At 72.2% G+C, this 13215-nt stretch carries 10 protein-coding genes and 1 pseudogene; 3 read left to right on the forward strand and 8 right to left on the reverse strand.

Annotation, left to right across the window (positions count from 1 at the left end):
- Nucleotides 1-53: 53 nt before the first annotated feature.
- A complete protein-coding gene (locus ACIGAN_RS00115) occupies nt 54-857 on the forward strand; it encodes a phosphatase PAP2 family protein (protein WP_399854241.1) in 804 nt (267 codons plus the stop codon).
- Nucleotides 854-1798 carry a hypothetical protein gene (locus ACIGAN_RS00120; protein WP_399854242.1) on the forward strand — a complete coding sequence of 315 codons (945 nt, stop codon included), beginning with the start codon at nt 854-856 and terminating at the stop codon, nt 1796-1798. The genes ACIGAN_RS00115 and ACIGAN_RS00120 overlap by 4 nt, the downstream gene beginning before the upstream one ends.
- Here the strand turns inward: ACIGAN_RS00120 and ACIGAN_RS00125 are convergent.
- Nucleotides 1788-3839: a phosphocholine-specific phospholipase C gene (locus ACIGAN_RS00125; RefSeq protein ID WP_399854243.1), complete on the reverse strand. Its 2052-nt coding sequence runs from the start codon at nt 3837-3839 to the stop codon at nt 1788-1790. The two genes, ACIGAN_RS00120 and ACIGAN_RS00125, sit on opposite strands and share 11 nt — an antisense overlap.
- 269 nt (nt 3840-4108) lie before the next feature.
- Here ACIGAN_RS00125 and ACIGAN_RS00130 point away from each other — a divergent pair.
- Nucleotides 4109-4213 (forward strand): annotated as a pseudogene (locus ACIGAN_RS00130) (2Fe-2S iron-sulfur cluster-binding protein); the annotation flags it as partial.
- Between the two features lie 107 nt (nt 4214-4320).
- Here the strand turns inward: ACIGAN_RS00130 and ACIGAN_RS00135 are convergent.
- The 7 genes from ACIGAN_RS00135 to ACIGAN_RS00165 form a co-directional block, all read right to left on the reverse strand.
- Nucleotides 4321-6465, reverse strand: a complete 2145-nt coding sequence (locus tag ACIGAN_RS00135) for a discoidin domain-containing protein (RefSeq protein ID WP_399854244.1) — start codon at nt 6463-6465, stop codon at nt 4321-4323.
- 75 nt (nt 6466-6540) lie between these two features.
- On the reverse strand, nt 6541-8130 hold the full coding sequence (locus ACIGAN_RS00140; RefSeq protein WP_399854245.1) for a glycoside hydrolase family 13 protein: 1590 nt from the start codon (nt 8128-8130) through the stop codon (nt 6541-6543).
- 34 nt (nt 8131-8164) lie between these two features.
- On the reverse strand, nt 8165-9028 hold the full coding sequence (locus ACIGAN_RS00145; protein WP_365097774.1) for a carbohydrate ABC transporter permease: 864 nt from the start codon (nt 9026-9028) through the stop codon (nt 8165-8167).
- The gene (locus ACIGAN_RS00150; RefSeq protein ID WP_365741406.1) at nt 9025-9984 is read right to left on the reverse strand and encodes a carbohydrate ABC transporter permease; all 960 of its coding nucleotides are present in this window, start codon (nt 9982-9984) and stop codon (nt 9025-9027) included. Before ACIGAN_RS00150 ends, ACIGAN_RS00145 begins: the two co-directional genes overlap by 4 nt.
- A gap of 23 nt (nt 9985-10007) precedes the next feature.
- The gene (locus ACIGAN_RS00155) at nt 10008-11351 is read right to left on the reverse strand and encodes an ABC transporter substrate-binding protein (protein ID WP_399854246.1); all 1344 of its coding nucleotides are present in this window, start codon (nt 11349-11351) and stop codon (nt 10008-10010) included.
- A 134-nt stretch (nt 11352-11485) separates the two neighbouring features.
- Nucleotides 11486-12481 carry a LacI family DNA-binding transcriptional regulator gene (locus tag ACIGAN_RS00160; protein ID WP_365097779.1) on the reverse strand — a complete coding sequence of 332 codons (996 nt, stop codon included), beginning with the start codon at nt 12479-12481 and terminating at the stop codon, nt 11486-11488.
- Between the two features lie 58 nt (nt 12482-12539).
- Complete coding sequence (locus tag ACIGAN_RS00165; RefSeq protein ID WP_399854247.1) at nt 12540-13211, reverse strand: GntR family transcriptional regulator; 672 nt, start codon at nt 13209-13211, stop codon at nt 12540-12542.
- Nucleotides 13212-13215: the final 4 nt, after the last annotated feature.

A 13215-nucleotide genomic window follows, 5' to 3' on the forward strand; every position in this document is an offset into this window, starting at 1 on the left:
TCGGTACGCACTCGTACCGATAACAGCACCACCGTCACCGAAGGGGCCGGGGGATGAATGCCCGCACCGAGCCTGCGCCGGCGGGGTCCGACGCGATAGCGCGACCACCGCTCGTCCGGGAGCTCCTGCTCGTCGCAGGGCTCTTCCTCGTCTACAAGTTCGGCCGGCAACTGGCCACGGGCCACACCGGTGAGGCCTTCGCCCACGCGCACCGGGTGTGGGACTTCGAGCGAGCGGTCCGGCTGCCGGGCGAAGGGGCGGTGCAGTCCCTGCTGCTGCACGGCGACGGCCTGGTGCACGCGGCCAACACGTACTACGCGACGGTCCACTTCCCGGCCACCGCCGCCTTCCTGGTCTGGCTCTATCTGCGCCGCCCGGCCCACTACGTGTGGGCCCGCCGGGTCCTGGCCGCGCTGACCGCCGCCGCGCTGGCGCTGCACCTGCTCTTCCCGCTCGCCCCGCCGCGCATGCTCGCCGCGGCCGGTCTCGTGGACACCGCGCGGCTGTACGGGCCGTCGGTGTACGGCGATCCGGCGACCGACTCCCTGTCGAACCAGTTCGCGGCGATGCCCTCGCTGCACTTCGGCTGGGCGCTGATGGTGGCGATCGGGCTGATCGTCGCGACCCGTTCGCGCCTGCGGTGGCTGTGGCTGCTGCATCCCCTGCTGACGCTGCTGGTGATCGTCGGCACCGCGAACCACTACTGGCTCGACGCGATCGTGGCGGCGGCCCTGCTGGGCCTCGTGCTCGCGGCCCTCCCCCTGCCGCGCCGCACGGCGTCCACGGCCGGCCGCGCACCCGAGGGCCTGGTCCCGGCGCAGCGGGACGAGCGGTCGCTGGTGGGGGCGGGCCGGTGAACGCCGTGCTGGTCGCCGTCGCCCTCTCCCTCGTCTCCGCCGTGGCCTACGCGGCCGCCGCGGTCGCCCAGGAGCGGCTCGCCGCCCGCTCCCCCGGCCCGGGCGCCCTGCGGCTGCTCGGCAGCGGCGCCTGGTGGTGGTCGGTCGGGCTGAACGCGGCGGCCGCGCTGCTGCACGTGGTGGCGCTGCGGTACGGCCCGCTGACCGTGGTGCAGCCGCTCGGCGCGCTCACCCTGGTCGCGGCGGTGCCCCTGGGGGCGCGGCTGGCGGGGCGGCGGGTGGCCGCGGCCGAGTGGAAGGGCACGGCGCTGACCCTGCTGGGCCTGGGCGCCATCCTGGTCACGGCGTCCGGCCCGGCGCCCGACGACGTGCTGAGCGTGCCCGAGGCGCTGGCGGTGGCCGGGGCCACGGCCGCCCTGATCGGGGTGCTGTCCCGGCCGGGCACCCGGCCCGGCCTGCGGCACGCCACCGCGTCCGGCGTCGCCTCCGGGGTCGCTTCGGCCCTCACCCAGACGGTGACGGTGGCCGCGACCGACCGGTCCGGTCCGGTGCTGAGCCTCCAGGTCGTCGGGGTGGCGCTGCTCGTGGCGGCGTTCGCGGCCGGCGGGCTGCTGCTGTCGCAGACGGCGTACCGGGGTGGGCTGGGCGGCCCGCTGGCCATGGTGACCCTGGCCAATCCGCTGGCCGCCGCGGTGATCGGCCTGTCGCTGCTGGGCGAGCGTCTGCAGGGCGGCCCCGCGGGCGTGCTGCTGGCGCTCGCCGGGGCCACGCTGGCCTGCTGGGGCGTGGTCCTGCTCAGCCGGCAGGCACCCCGGCCACCGGCCGACGACGACCATCCGGTGGCCGCCGTCCTGGCGCTGGAGCCGCGCTCGGCCACGGCCGAACCGGCGTGGGTGCCCCGGCCTCAGGATCCGGGGCACCTCACCACGGCTACACGGTGATGATCGCCGGGTCGCTCACACCCGGCTGCCCGTTCTCGACGTGCCCCGCGAACCGCCGCAGGAAGGCCGTGTCACCCTCGGCGGTGACGGTCAGGTCGTACCAGCGGCGGCTCCTGGTCAGGTCGACGGTGCGCCGCACGGTCGCGCCCGGGCGCACGGTGACGGCCGAGGGCCTGCCGCCGTAGCCGTCGGAGATCCGCAGCCGGGCCGTGCCGGAGCCGCGGTTGGTGAAGGTCAGCTCGACGTCGTCGCCCCGGTGGCGGGCGGTGACCTCGCAGCCGGCCGTCCCGTTCGAGCCCTTGAAGACGCGCACGAAGCCGTTCGGGCCGTGCACGGTCAGGTCGTAGGAGCCGGCCGAATAGGCCGAGTTCCAGGTGTCCCGGAGCGTCTTGCCGGCCTCGGTGGTGTACGTCCAGGGGCCGTCGGCGCGATTGCCTGAGGTGACGTGGAAGGCGCCGCCCGCCTTCGGGCCGGAGGCGAAGGTGAGGGTGAGCTTGCCGGCCGCCGCGTCGACGGAGGCGTCGACGTGCGGGGCGTACTTCAGCGGCCGGGAGCGGCGCAGTCCGCGCTCCTGGCGCGGCATGCGCGGGTCGGCGGGCGGGGTGGGCCGGTAGTCGGGGTGGCGTTCGCGGTCCTGCGGCTCGTACGCGTCGGTGCCGGGCAGCGGGGCCGGGCGCGCGTCCTTGCGGGAGAAGTCGAACGCGGCCGTCAGGTCGCCGCAGATCGCCCGGCGCCACGGCGAGATGTTCGGCTCGCGCACGCCGAAGCGGCGCTCCATGAACCGCAGGATCGACGTGTGGTCGTAGGTCTCGGAGCAGACGTAGCCGCCCTTGCTCCAGGGTGAGACGACCAGCATCGGCACCCGCGGGCCCAGTCCGTAGGGCCCGGCCGTCTTGCGGCTGTCGCCCGGGAAGAGGTCGGGGGAGACGTCCACGGTGGACAGGCCCCGGGAGGCGTCCTTCGGCGGCAGCGGCGGCACGACGTGGTCGAAGAAGCCGTCGTTCTCGTCGTAGGTGATGAACAGGGCCGTCTTCGACCAGACCTCGGGGTTGGCGGTGAGGGCGTCCAGGACCTGGGCGATGTACCAGGCGCCGTAGTTCGAGGGCCAGTTGGAGTGCTCGGAGAAGGCCTCGGGGGCGGCGATCCAGGAGATCCGGGGCAGCTTCCCGGCCTTGACGTCGGCCCTCAGCCGGTCGAAGTAGCCGTCGCCGTTCTTGACGTCGGTGCCGGTGCGGGCCTTGTCGTACCAGGGGTCGCCGGGCCGGGCGTTGCGGTACTTGTCGAAGTACAGCAGGGAGTTGTCGCCGTAGTTGCCGCGGTAGGCGTCCTGGATCCAGCCCCAGGAGCCGGCCGCGTCCAGGCCGTCGCCGATGTCCTGGTAGATCTTCCAGGAGATGCCGGCCTGCTCCAGGCGCTCGGGGTAGGTCGTCCAGCCGTAGCCGAGTTCGGCGTTGTCCAGGACCGGGCCGCCGCCGGTGCCGTCATTGCCCGTGTACCCGGACCACATGTAGTAGCGGTTGGGGTCGGTGGAGCCGATGAACGAGCAGTGGTAGGCGTCGCAGACGGTGAAGGCGTCGGCGAGGGCGTAGTGGAAGGGGATGTCCTCGCGGGTCAGGTACGCCATGGTCGTGGTGCCCTTGGCGGGCACCCACCGGTCGTACTTGCCGCCGTGGTACGCCTGCTGGCCGTCGGGCCAGGAGTGCGGCAGGCCCTCCAGGAACTGCATGCCGAGGTCGTCGGCGTCCGGGTGGAACGGCAGGAGTTCCTTGCCGTCCTTCTCCTGGTGCCAGACCGGTTTGCCGTTGTCGAGGGTGACGGGGCGGGGGTCGCCGAAGCCGCGGACGCCTCTGAGGGTGCCGAAGTAGTGGTCGAAGGAGCGGTTCTCCTGCATGAGGACGACGATGTGCTCCACGTCCTCGATCGACCCGGTGCGGTGGTTGGCCGGCAGGGCGGCGGCGCGCTGGATGCTGGCGGACAGGGCACTGAAGGCCGTGGTGGCACCCGCGAGCTGGAGAAAGCGGCGCCGGTTGACTTCGGACATGGGGGACAGACCTCTCGTGCTGAGGTACGGGGGGGGGAGGACCGGAAGATGACGGAATCTGCGCGGAAGGAGTGTTTCAGGGACACCGAACGGCAAGGAAGGGGCGCGTGACCGGGGTGTGAAAGTCGCCGGTACGCGAGGTGTGCCGGTGCGCTTCCCCGGATTTCCGGGCCCATCACCACAGAGGTCGACGAGGGCACTCGGCGTCGTCCGGGTGAGCCTGCACCGGGACGACGCCGAGTGCCCGCCCTTCCACGCCGAGTCCGCCGGCATCGACCGGCAGGACGCTCACCGTCGCGCCGGACGTGTCCGTCCTCGACGCCGTGCGCGCCGCCGGGGTCGAGGTGCTGTACTCCTGCACCGAGGACACGTGCGAGATCGCGGGACCAGGTGCGCACGCGCGTCGCCCCGCGCTGCGCCGGGCTGCGGACCCGCGGGTGGGGGCAGCTCCGGGCGGCGCGGCGCGAGGCGCCCGGCGCGGTCAGGACAGGTAGGCCTCCACTTCACTGAACTGGGCGGCCGGCCAGCCGGTGTTGGCCGTCACCTGCACCCGCAGGTGACGCAGGCTGGTCCCGTCGGGCAGGGCGACCGTGACCGTGTTGCCGGTGGCCGGGTCGAAGCGGTAGTCCTTCGCCGCGACCACCGTCGACCAGGCCGAGCCGTCCGCGCTGCCCTGCACGGACAGCGTCTGGGTCCGGGCCTGCCAGGCGCTCTGCGGCGGCAGCTTCAGCACCAGCCGGCGCACCGCCTCCCGGGAGCCGAGGTCGACCGTCAGCGCCTGCGGGAAGGCGTGGTTGGCGGACTCCCAGTAGGTGTGCGCGTCGCCGTCGACCGCCTTGGCGGGGGTGTAGACGTCCTGGGAGCCGGTGGCCGTGGCCGGGCGGCCCTTGGCGAGGTTGCGGCCCGGGTCCGGGTCGGGGTTGCCCTGGCCGGGCTGCGGCCAGGTCGAGCAGTCCGACCAGGTGGTGTTCCAGCCGGAGTTGCCGCCGCCGTCGGTCAGCGTGAAGGTGCCGGAGCCGGTCGGGTAGGGGCAGTTGTAGACACCCGCGGCGCCGACGCCGGTCGCGGTGACGTTGCGGAAGGTGGCGGCGCCCTGCGTCTCGGCCTGGACGACGACCGTGCCGGTGTTGCGCACGGTCGCGCCGTCGACGGTGATGTTCCTGGCCGCGTGTCCGCGTCCGCTGCCGGAGACGAACTCGAAGGCGCTGTAGGGGCTGTCGGTGACGGTCGTGTCGGTGATCCGCACCTGCGCCTCGATGGCGCTGTCGTAGGAGTCCACGCGCAGCGCGCCCATGGGGTGGTTCCAGTTGGGGTTCATCGCGCCGGTGCGCACGAGGGTGTTGCCGGCGACGGTGATGGTGCCGGCGAGCGGGTGGAAGGGGTCGAGGAACTTCTGGTTGGAGATGGCGATGCCGCTGCCGAGGGCGTTGGTGTCAGAGATCAGGTTGTTCCGCACGGCGATGTCCGTGCCGCCGTAGATCGCGATGCCGTTGGCGAGGTTCGGCTGGGTGACGGTGTTGTTCTCGAAGCTGCTGTCGACGTCCGGCGCGTTCAGCGACCACATGGCGAGGGCGTCGTCGCCCTGGTTGCGCAGGAAGTTGTGGCGGACGCGGACCCCGCGGGCGTGGCCGTTGAGGTTGAGGCCGTCGGCGGTCATGTCGAGGAAGCGGTTGTTCTCCACGACCAGGTTGTCGTTGGTGCCGGTCAGCCACAGGCCGACCTTGAGGTGCTGGAGCCACATGCCGGAGACCGAACTGTTCGGTCCGAGGGAGCCGTTGACGAAGTTGTCGGGGCTGGAGTCGACCCGCTCGGTGACCTCGCCGATCACGGCGAAGTCCCGGATGTGGACGTTGCCCGCGGAGGTGGACTGGTCGATGAAGCGGGAGGTGCGCACGACGGAGTGCCAGTGGCCCGCGCCCCGGAGGGTGACGTCCTGCACGCCGTTGAGGGACGAGGTGAGCCGGTACTCGCCCGGCGGGATCCACACCACCCCGCCGCGCGCCGCCGCGATGGCGTCGCGGAAGGCCTGGGTGGAGTCGCCCTGGCCGCTCGGGTCGGCACCCCGCGAGGTGACGGAGACCGATCCGGCGGGCTGGGAGGCGGGACCGGGCGCCTGCTCGAAGTCGGCGACGTCCACGGTGACCTGGACGTTCGTGGCCTGGAGGGCGACCTTGTCGCCCGCCTGGACGTTCTCCCCGAGCAGCAGGCGGGCGTTGTCGTAGAAGTGGTGGGTCTTCGCGCCGGGGATCCAGGGCGTGTCGACGTAGGAGTACTTGGACGTCACCGGGATCGTCTTCGCGAGCCTGCGGCCGTTGACGTAGACGTCGAGCGAGCCGGACTGGCCGTCCGGGACGCTGTAGGCGACGTTCACCGCGTTGGCCGCCCGGGGCACGGTGAACTCCACGCGCTGCCCGGACGCGAGCCGTACGGCCTGGCGTCCGGAGGCCTCGGAGGCGAGGGAGCCCTGGGTGTGGTCGGGGCCGATCCGTGTGCCGGTGCCGCTCGCCGACTCCGCCTCGACCGAGGTGAAGGGGACGGTGGCGCCCGCGGCGGCGTGGGCGGGGGCGGGGGCCAGGGCGACGAGCGTGCCGGCGGCCGTGGTCACGGCCGCGGCCAGTACTGACATGCCCCTGACAGATCTACGGGCCTGCATGGGCTCATCCCTTCGTGGTGGGGGGTACGGGGACAGCGCGGTGCGGTCTCAGGCGCGCAGCCAGACCGCCGTGTCCTTCGGCAGCCGCCCGTCGGCGTCCAGCGGGCCGCTGGCGAGCAGGAGCCCGGAATGGGCGGGCAGGGCGGCGGGGGTGCCGGCGAGGTTCACCAGGCAGATCCCCGTGGTCCGGCGGAACGCGAGGACACCGTCCGGGGCGGGCAGCCAGGTGAGCGGTCCGGTGCCGAGGGCCGGGCGCAGCCGGATGGCCTCGCGGTACAGGCTCAGCATCGACGCGGGGTCCAGGGCCTGCCGGTCGGCGGCGTACTGCGCCCAGCCCTCCGGCTGGGGCAGCCAGGGCTCGCCGCCGAACCCCGCGTGCGGTGCGCCGGCCGTCCACGGCAGCGGGACCCGGCAGCCGTCCCGGCCGGGATCGGTGCCGCCGGAGCGGAAGTGCATGGGGTCCTGGATCCGGTCCAGGGGGATGTCGGCCTCGGGCAGGCCCAGTTCCTCCCCCTGGTAGACGTAGACCGCGCCGGGCAGGGCCAGCGACAGCAGGGCGGCGGCGCGGGCCCGGCGGGTGCCGAGAACCGGGTCCGTGGGGGTGCCGAAGGCCTTGGCCGCGAAGTCGAAGCCGGTGTCCTCGCGGCCGTAGCGGGTGACCGTGCGGGTCACGTCGTGGTTGCACAGCACCCAGGTGGCGGGGGCGCCCACGGGGGCGTGTTCGGCGAGCGTCTCGTCGATGGAGCGGCGCAGCCGCCGCGCGTCCCAGGGGCAGGTCATGAAGGAGAAGTTGAAGGCGGTGTGCAGCTCGTCGGGGCGCAGGTAGCGCGCGAAGCGCTCGGTGTCCGGCAGCCAGACCTCGCCGACGAAGACGGCGCCGTACTCGTCGGCGATCGCCCGCCAGGAGCGGTAGATGTCGTGGAGCTCGTCGCGGTCGACGTACGGGTGCGGGTCGCGGCCCTCGGTGAGGTCCGGCAGCTCCGGGTCCTTCACCAGCAGGGCGGCCGAGTCGATGCGGACGCCGGCGACGCCCCTCTCCAGCCAGAAGCGCAGGACGTCCTCGTGCTCCTGGCGGACCGCCGGGTGGGACCAGTCCAGGTCGGGCTGCTCGGGGGCGAACAGATGGAGGTACCAGGAGCCGTCCGCGACCCTGGTCCAGGCGGGGCCGCCGAACTCGGAACGCCAGTTGTTCGGCGGGAGTTCGCCGTCGGCGCCGCGGCCCGGGCGGAAGTGGAACAGCTCCCGCTCCGGACCTCCGCGCAGCGCCGCCCGGAACCACGCGTGCCGGTCGGAGACGTGGTTCGGCACGATGTCGACGATGGTGCGGATGCCGAGCTGGAGGGCCTCGGCGATGAGTTTCTCGGCCTCGGCGAGGGTGCCGAACGCCGGGTCGATCACCCGGTAGTCGGCGACGTCGTAGCCGCCGTCCTTCATCGGGGACAGGTACCAGGGCGTGAACCACAGGGCGTCCACGCCGAGGTCGGCGAGGTAGGGCAGGCGGGCGCGGACGCCCGCGAGGTCGCCGGTGCCGTCGCCGTCGCCGTCGGCGAAACTGCGGACGTACACCTGGTAGATGACGGCGTCGCGCCACCAGTCGTCGTGCGGAAAGGACGGGGAGGCGGGGGTGGGCTGTCCCACGGTCGGTGCCTTTCGTCGTAAGGGGTCGGCGGCGTCAGCCCTTCGTGCTGCCCGCGCTGATCCCGGCGATGATGTGCCGCTGGAAGACGAGGAACAGGGCGACCATGGGGATGCTGGCGATCACCATGGCGGCGATGAGCACGGTCAGCTGGACGTTCTGCGACAGCTGGACGAGGGCGACGCTGATGGGCTGCTCGCCGGTGTCGGAGAAGACCATCAGCGGCCACAGGAAGTCCTGCCAGACGGCGACCAGCGCGAAGATCGAGACGACGCCCAGGACGGGCCGGGACATCGGCAGCACGATCGACCACAGCACCCGCAGCCGCCCCGCCCCGTCCATCTCGGCGGCCTCCAGCACATCGCGCGGGATCTGGTCGAAGAACCGCTTGAGCAGGTAGAGGTTGAAGGCGTTGGCGACGGCCGGCAGCCAGATGGCGAGCGGGTCGTTGAGCAGGCCGAGGTCGGCGACGGTCAGGTACTTCGGTACGACGAGGGCCTGCGCCGGAACCATCAGGGTGGCGAGGATGCCGCCCAGGATCACCGTGCCGAAGACCGGCTTCAGCTTGGACAGGGCGTAGGCGGCGGCCGTGCAGAACACCAGCTGGAACAGCCAGGCGCCGGCCGCCTGGACCACCGTGTTCCACAGGTGGACCGGCAGTTGCATCAGCTCCCAGGCGTCCGTGTAACCGCCCGGCCGCCAGGTCTCGGGGACCAGGGTCGGCGGGGTCCGGGCCACCTCGTCCGGGGACTTCAGCGCCCCGGTGACCATCCAGTAGACGGGGAAGAGGAAGGCGAGCGCGAAGAGCAGGACGACTGCGGTGAAGACGCTCCAGTAGACGGCCCGGCCGCGCGGGCGGGCCAGGACGGCCGGGGAGACGAGGGTGCGGGTGCTGCTCATGCGGTCTCCCCGTCGGTCCGGGTGAGTCGGAGGTAGGCGGCGGAGAACGCGCCGAGCAGCAGCAGGAGCATCACGCTCAGCGCACAGGCGCCGCCGAAGTCGTTGTAGAGGAAGGCGTACTTGTAGATCAGGTACAGGACGGTGACCGTGGCGTTCTCCGGGCCGCCGCCGGTGATGACGAACGGTTCGGTGAACACCTGCATGGTGGCGATGATCTGCAGGAGCATCAGCATGAGGATGACGAACCGGGTCTGCGGGATCGTGACGTGCCGGACGCGTTGCAGCAGGCCCGCCCCGTCCAGTTCGGCCGCCTCGTACAGCTCGCCCGGGACGGACTGCAGGGCGGCGAGGTAGATCAGGACGGTGCCGCCCATGTTGGCCCAGGTGGCGACGATGACGAGGGAGACCAGGGCGGTGTCGGCGCCGTTGGACCAGTTCGAGGTCGGCAGGTGCAGCAGGCGCAGCGCCTCGTTGGCGAGGCCGGCGCCGGGGTCGTAGAACCACTTCCACAGCAGGGCGCTGACCACCGGCGGGATCATCACCGGCAGGTAGACCACGACCCGGAAGAAGGCGCGGGCATGGCGCAGTTCGTTCAGGACGAGGGCCAGGACGAACGGGACCGCGAAGCCGATGACCAGGGCGAGCAGGGTGAAGGTGAGGGTGTTGCGCCAGGCGGCGGCGAACTCGGGGTCCTGCACGACGCGGGTGAAGTTGGCGGTGCCGACCCACTCGGGGTCGGAGCCGGGCGTGTACTTCTGGAAGGCGATCACGACCGCGCGGATCGCCGGGTACCAGGAGAACAGGGCGAAGCAGACCAGCCCGCCGAGGAGGAAGGCGTAGGCGCGGCCCTGGTCGGCGAGGCGGCGCCGCCTCCGGTCCCCTGCCGGGGGCGGCGCCTGCACCGGGCGGACCTCGATCGCCGGGCGGGAGGGGCGCTCGGCCCTCTCCAGGGGCATCGGACCCGGGTTCCTCATCGGGCTCAGCCCCGCGCCAGGATGCCGTCGATCTTGCCCGACGCGTCCTTCAGCAGCCGGTCGATGTCGGCGTCCTCCTTGGTGAGGACGGCCGAGACGACCCCGTCGAGGACGGAGTAGATCTGCTGGGCGTGCGGCGGCTCGATCTTCATGTCGAGGCGCTGGTTGCCGTCGAGGAAGGGCTGGTAGTTCTCCACCGGGACGTTGGCGTTGGCCTTCTTGACCTGCTGGTCCTTGGCGTCGGCGGCGCCGGTGAACAGGCGCGGCTCGGGCAGGCCGACCGGGGCGTCGTGCTTCTTGGCGCGGGCGTAGTCGCCGAGGAAGCCGTCGCCGGGGGTGAGGAACATGTGGTCCAGCCACTTCAGGGCGGCGCGGATCTGCGCGGGGCTCGCCTTCTTGCTGACCATGTAGCCGTCGCCGCCGACGAGGGTGGCCTTGCCGCCGGGCATCGGGGCGATGGCGATGTCCTCGTAGTCGGCGCCCTTCTCCTTGACGAGGATGGGGATGTTGTCGGGGGCGGCGAGGTACATGCCGAGCTTGCCCGAACCCATCATCTGCTGGGCGTCGTTGATGACGAGCAGCTGCTTGCTGCCCATGGAGTCGTCCGTCCAGCGCATGTCGTGCAGGGTCTGCAGCACGGCCCGGCCCTCGGGGGTGTCGACGGTGGCCTTCTCGCCGTCGGCGCTGACGACGGCGCCGCCCTGGGAGTACAGCTCGGCGGTGAAGTGCCAGCCGCCCTGGTTCTGGGCGCTGTAGTCGGCGTAGCCGACGGTGCCGCCGCCCAGCTTGGCGATCTTCCTGGCGGCGGTGCGGACCTCGGCCCAGGTCGTGGGCGGCCGGTCGGGGTCGAGGCCGGCCCTCTCGAAGAGCGCCTTGTTGTAGATCAGGCCCATCGAGTAGCCGGTGCGCGGGATGCCGTAGACCTTGCCGTCGACGGTGTAGATGTCGCGCAGCTGCTTCTGGATCGTGCCGTAGCTCTTCAACTCCTCGACGTACGGCGTGAGATCGGCGGCCTGGTTGATGTCGACGACATGGCGGGCGTCGGTGAAGTACGTGTAGAAGACGTCCTCCATCTGGCCGCCGGCGAGTTTGGCGTCGAACGTCTTCGGGTCCTGGCAGGGGAACGCGTCGTGCGGGACGACGTCGATGTCCGGGTGCTTCTTCTCGAAGGCGGCGACGTCCTCCTCGAAGAAGGCGCGGTCGGTCTTGGCGCTCTTGGGCGGCATGCAGTTGACCGTGATGCGGGTCTTGCCGCCGGCGGACTCGTCGGCGTTCCCGCCGCAGGCGGTGAGCGCGAGGGCGCTGACGCCGAGCAGGGCGAGTGTGCGGCGGATCCCGGTGCTTCTCATCGGTGGACCCCTTAGGGCAGGAGCGAGTTGGACGCCTCAGGAAAGGAGCGGGGGCGCCGCACACTCAAGCACCGGCGACAACGGACCGCAAGATGTCGCGCGGAATATGTAATTATTCGACAGCTGAACGGATCTCAGCTGCGCGGTGCCTGCGCGGTCGATCCCCGCACCACCAGCTCCGGCTCGAACAAGAGCTCCTCCGCCGCCACGGAACCCCCGCTGATCTGCGCGTTGAGCAGCTCCACGACGGCCTTGCCCATGGCCTCGATGGGCTGGCGGACCGTGGTCAGCGGGGGTTCGGTGCAGTTCATCAGCGCCGAGTCGTCGTAGCCCACGACCGAGATGCGCCCGGGCACGTCGAGTCCCTTGCGGCGGGCGGCCCGTACGACGCCGAGGGCGAGCGGGTCGCTGGCGCAGATGAAGCCGGTGACGCCCCGGTCGATGAGCCGGGCCGCCGCCGCGTGGCCGCCCTCGATGGAGAACATGGCGCGGGCGACGAACTCGTCGGGGACGTGCCCGACCGCCCGCGCGGCGGCCAGCTTGCGCGCCGAGGGGAGGTGGTCGCCGGGCCCGAGCACCAGCCCGATCCGCTCGTGGCCGAGCGAGGCGAGGTGCCGCCAGGACTGTTCGACGGCCACCGCGTCGTCGCAGGACACCCCCGGGAAGCCCAGATCCTCTATGGCCGCGTTGACCAGCACGACCGGGATGTTGCGCTCGGCGAGCTGGCGGTAGTGGTCGTGCGGCGCGTCGGCCTGGGCGTAGAGCCCGCCGGCGAAGACGACGCCGGAGACCTGCTGCTGGAGCAGCAGCGTCACATAGTCCGCCTCGGAGACGCCGCCCCGGGTCTGGGTGCACAGCACGGGGGTCAGCCCGAGCTGGGCCAGGGCGCCGCCGATGACCTCGGCGAACGCGGGGAAGATGGGGTTCTGCAGCTCGGGCAGGACCAGGCCGACCAGCCGGGCGCGCTCGCCGCGCAGCTGGGTGGGCCGCTCGTAGCCGAGCACGTCCAGGGCGGAGAGCACCGCCTGCCGGGTCGGCTCGGACACTCCCGGCTTGCCGTTGAGCACCCGGCTGACCGTGGCCTCGCTGACCCCGACCTTCTTCGCCACCTCGGCAAGTCGTCGTGTCATGCCCGCAAGCGTAGCGCAATTTACGCAAGCTGCTTGCGTAAACGCGCAAAACAGTGGGTCAGCGGGCCGCCCACAAGCCCCGGACGTGGCCCAGGTGGCGGGTCATCACCGCCCGGACGGCCTCCTCGTCCCGGGCGAGCAGCGCGTCCAGGATCTCCAGGTGCTCCTCCGCCGAGGCCTCCAGCCGCCCCTGTTCGACCAGCGCGGTCAGCCCGTACAGCCGGGAGCGGCGCCTCAGATCGCGGACGACGTCGACCAGGTGGTCGTTGCCCGCGAGGGCCAGCAGGCCGAGGTGGAAGCGCAGGTCGGCCTCGACGTAGGCGATGAGGTCGCCCGACGCGGCCGAGGTGACGATCTCCCGGGCGACCGGCCGGAGCGCCTCCAGGGCCACCGGGTCGGCCGTGACCGCCAGACCGGCCGTGGTGGGGATCTCGATGAGCGACCGGATGTGGGTGTACTCGTCGAGTTGCTTCTCGGAGACGGCGGTGACCCGGAAGCCCTTGTTGGGCACGGTGTCGACCAGGCCCTCCTTGGCGAGGTCGAGCATGGCCTCGCGCACGGGGGTGGCCGAGACGCCGAAGCGGGCGGCGAGGCCGGGCGCCGAGTAGACCTCGCCGGGGCGCAGTTCGCCGGCGATCAGGGCGGCCCGCAGCGCGTCGGCGACCCGCTCCCGGTGGCTGGGCTTCCTGCTGCCCAGCACGGGCAGGGCGGGGGTGTGCTGCGGGGCCATGACG

Origin of the sequence: Streptomyces sp. NPDC085931 (assembly GCF_044540565.1) — a bacterium.
Lineage (GTDB): Bacteria > Actinomycetota > Actinomycetes > Streptomycetales > Streptomycetaceae > Streptomyces.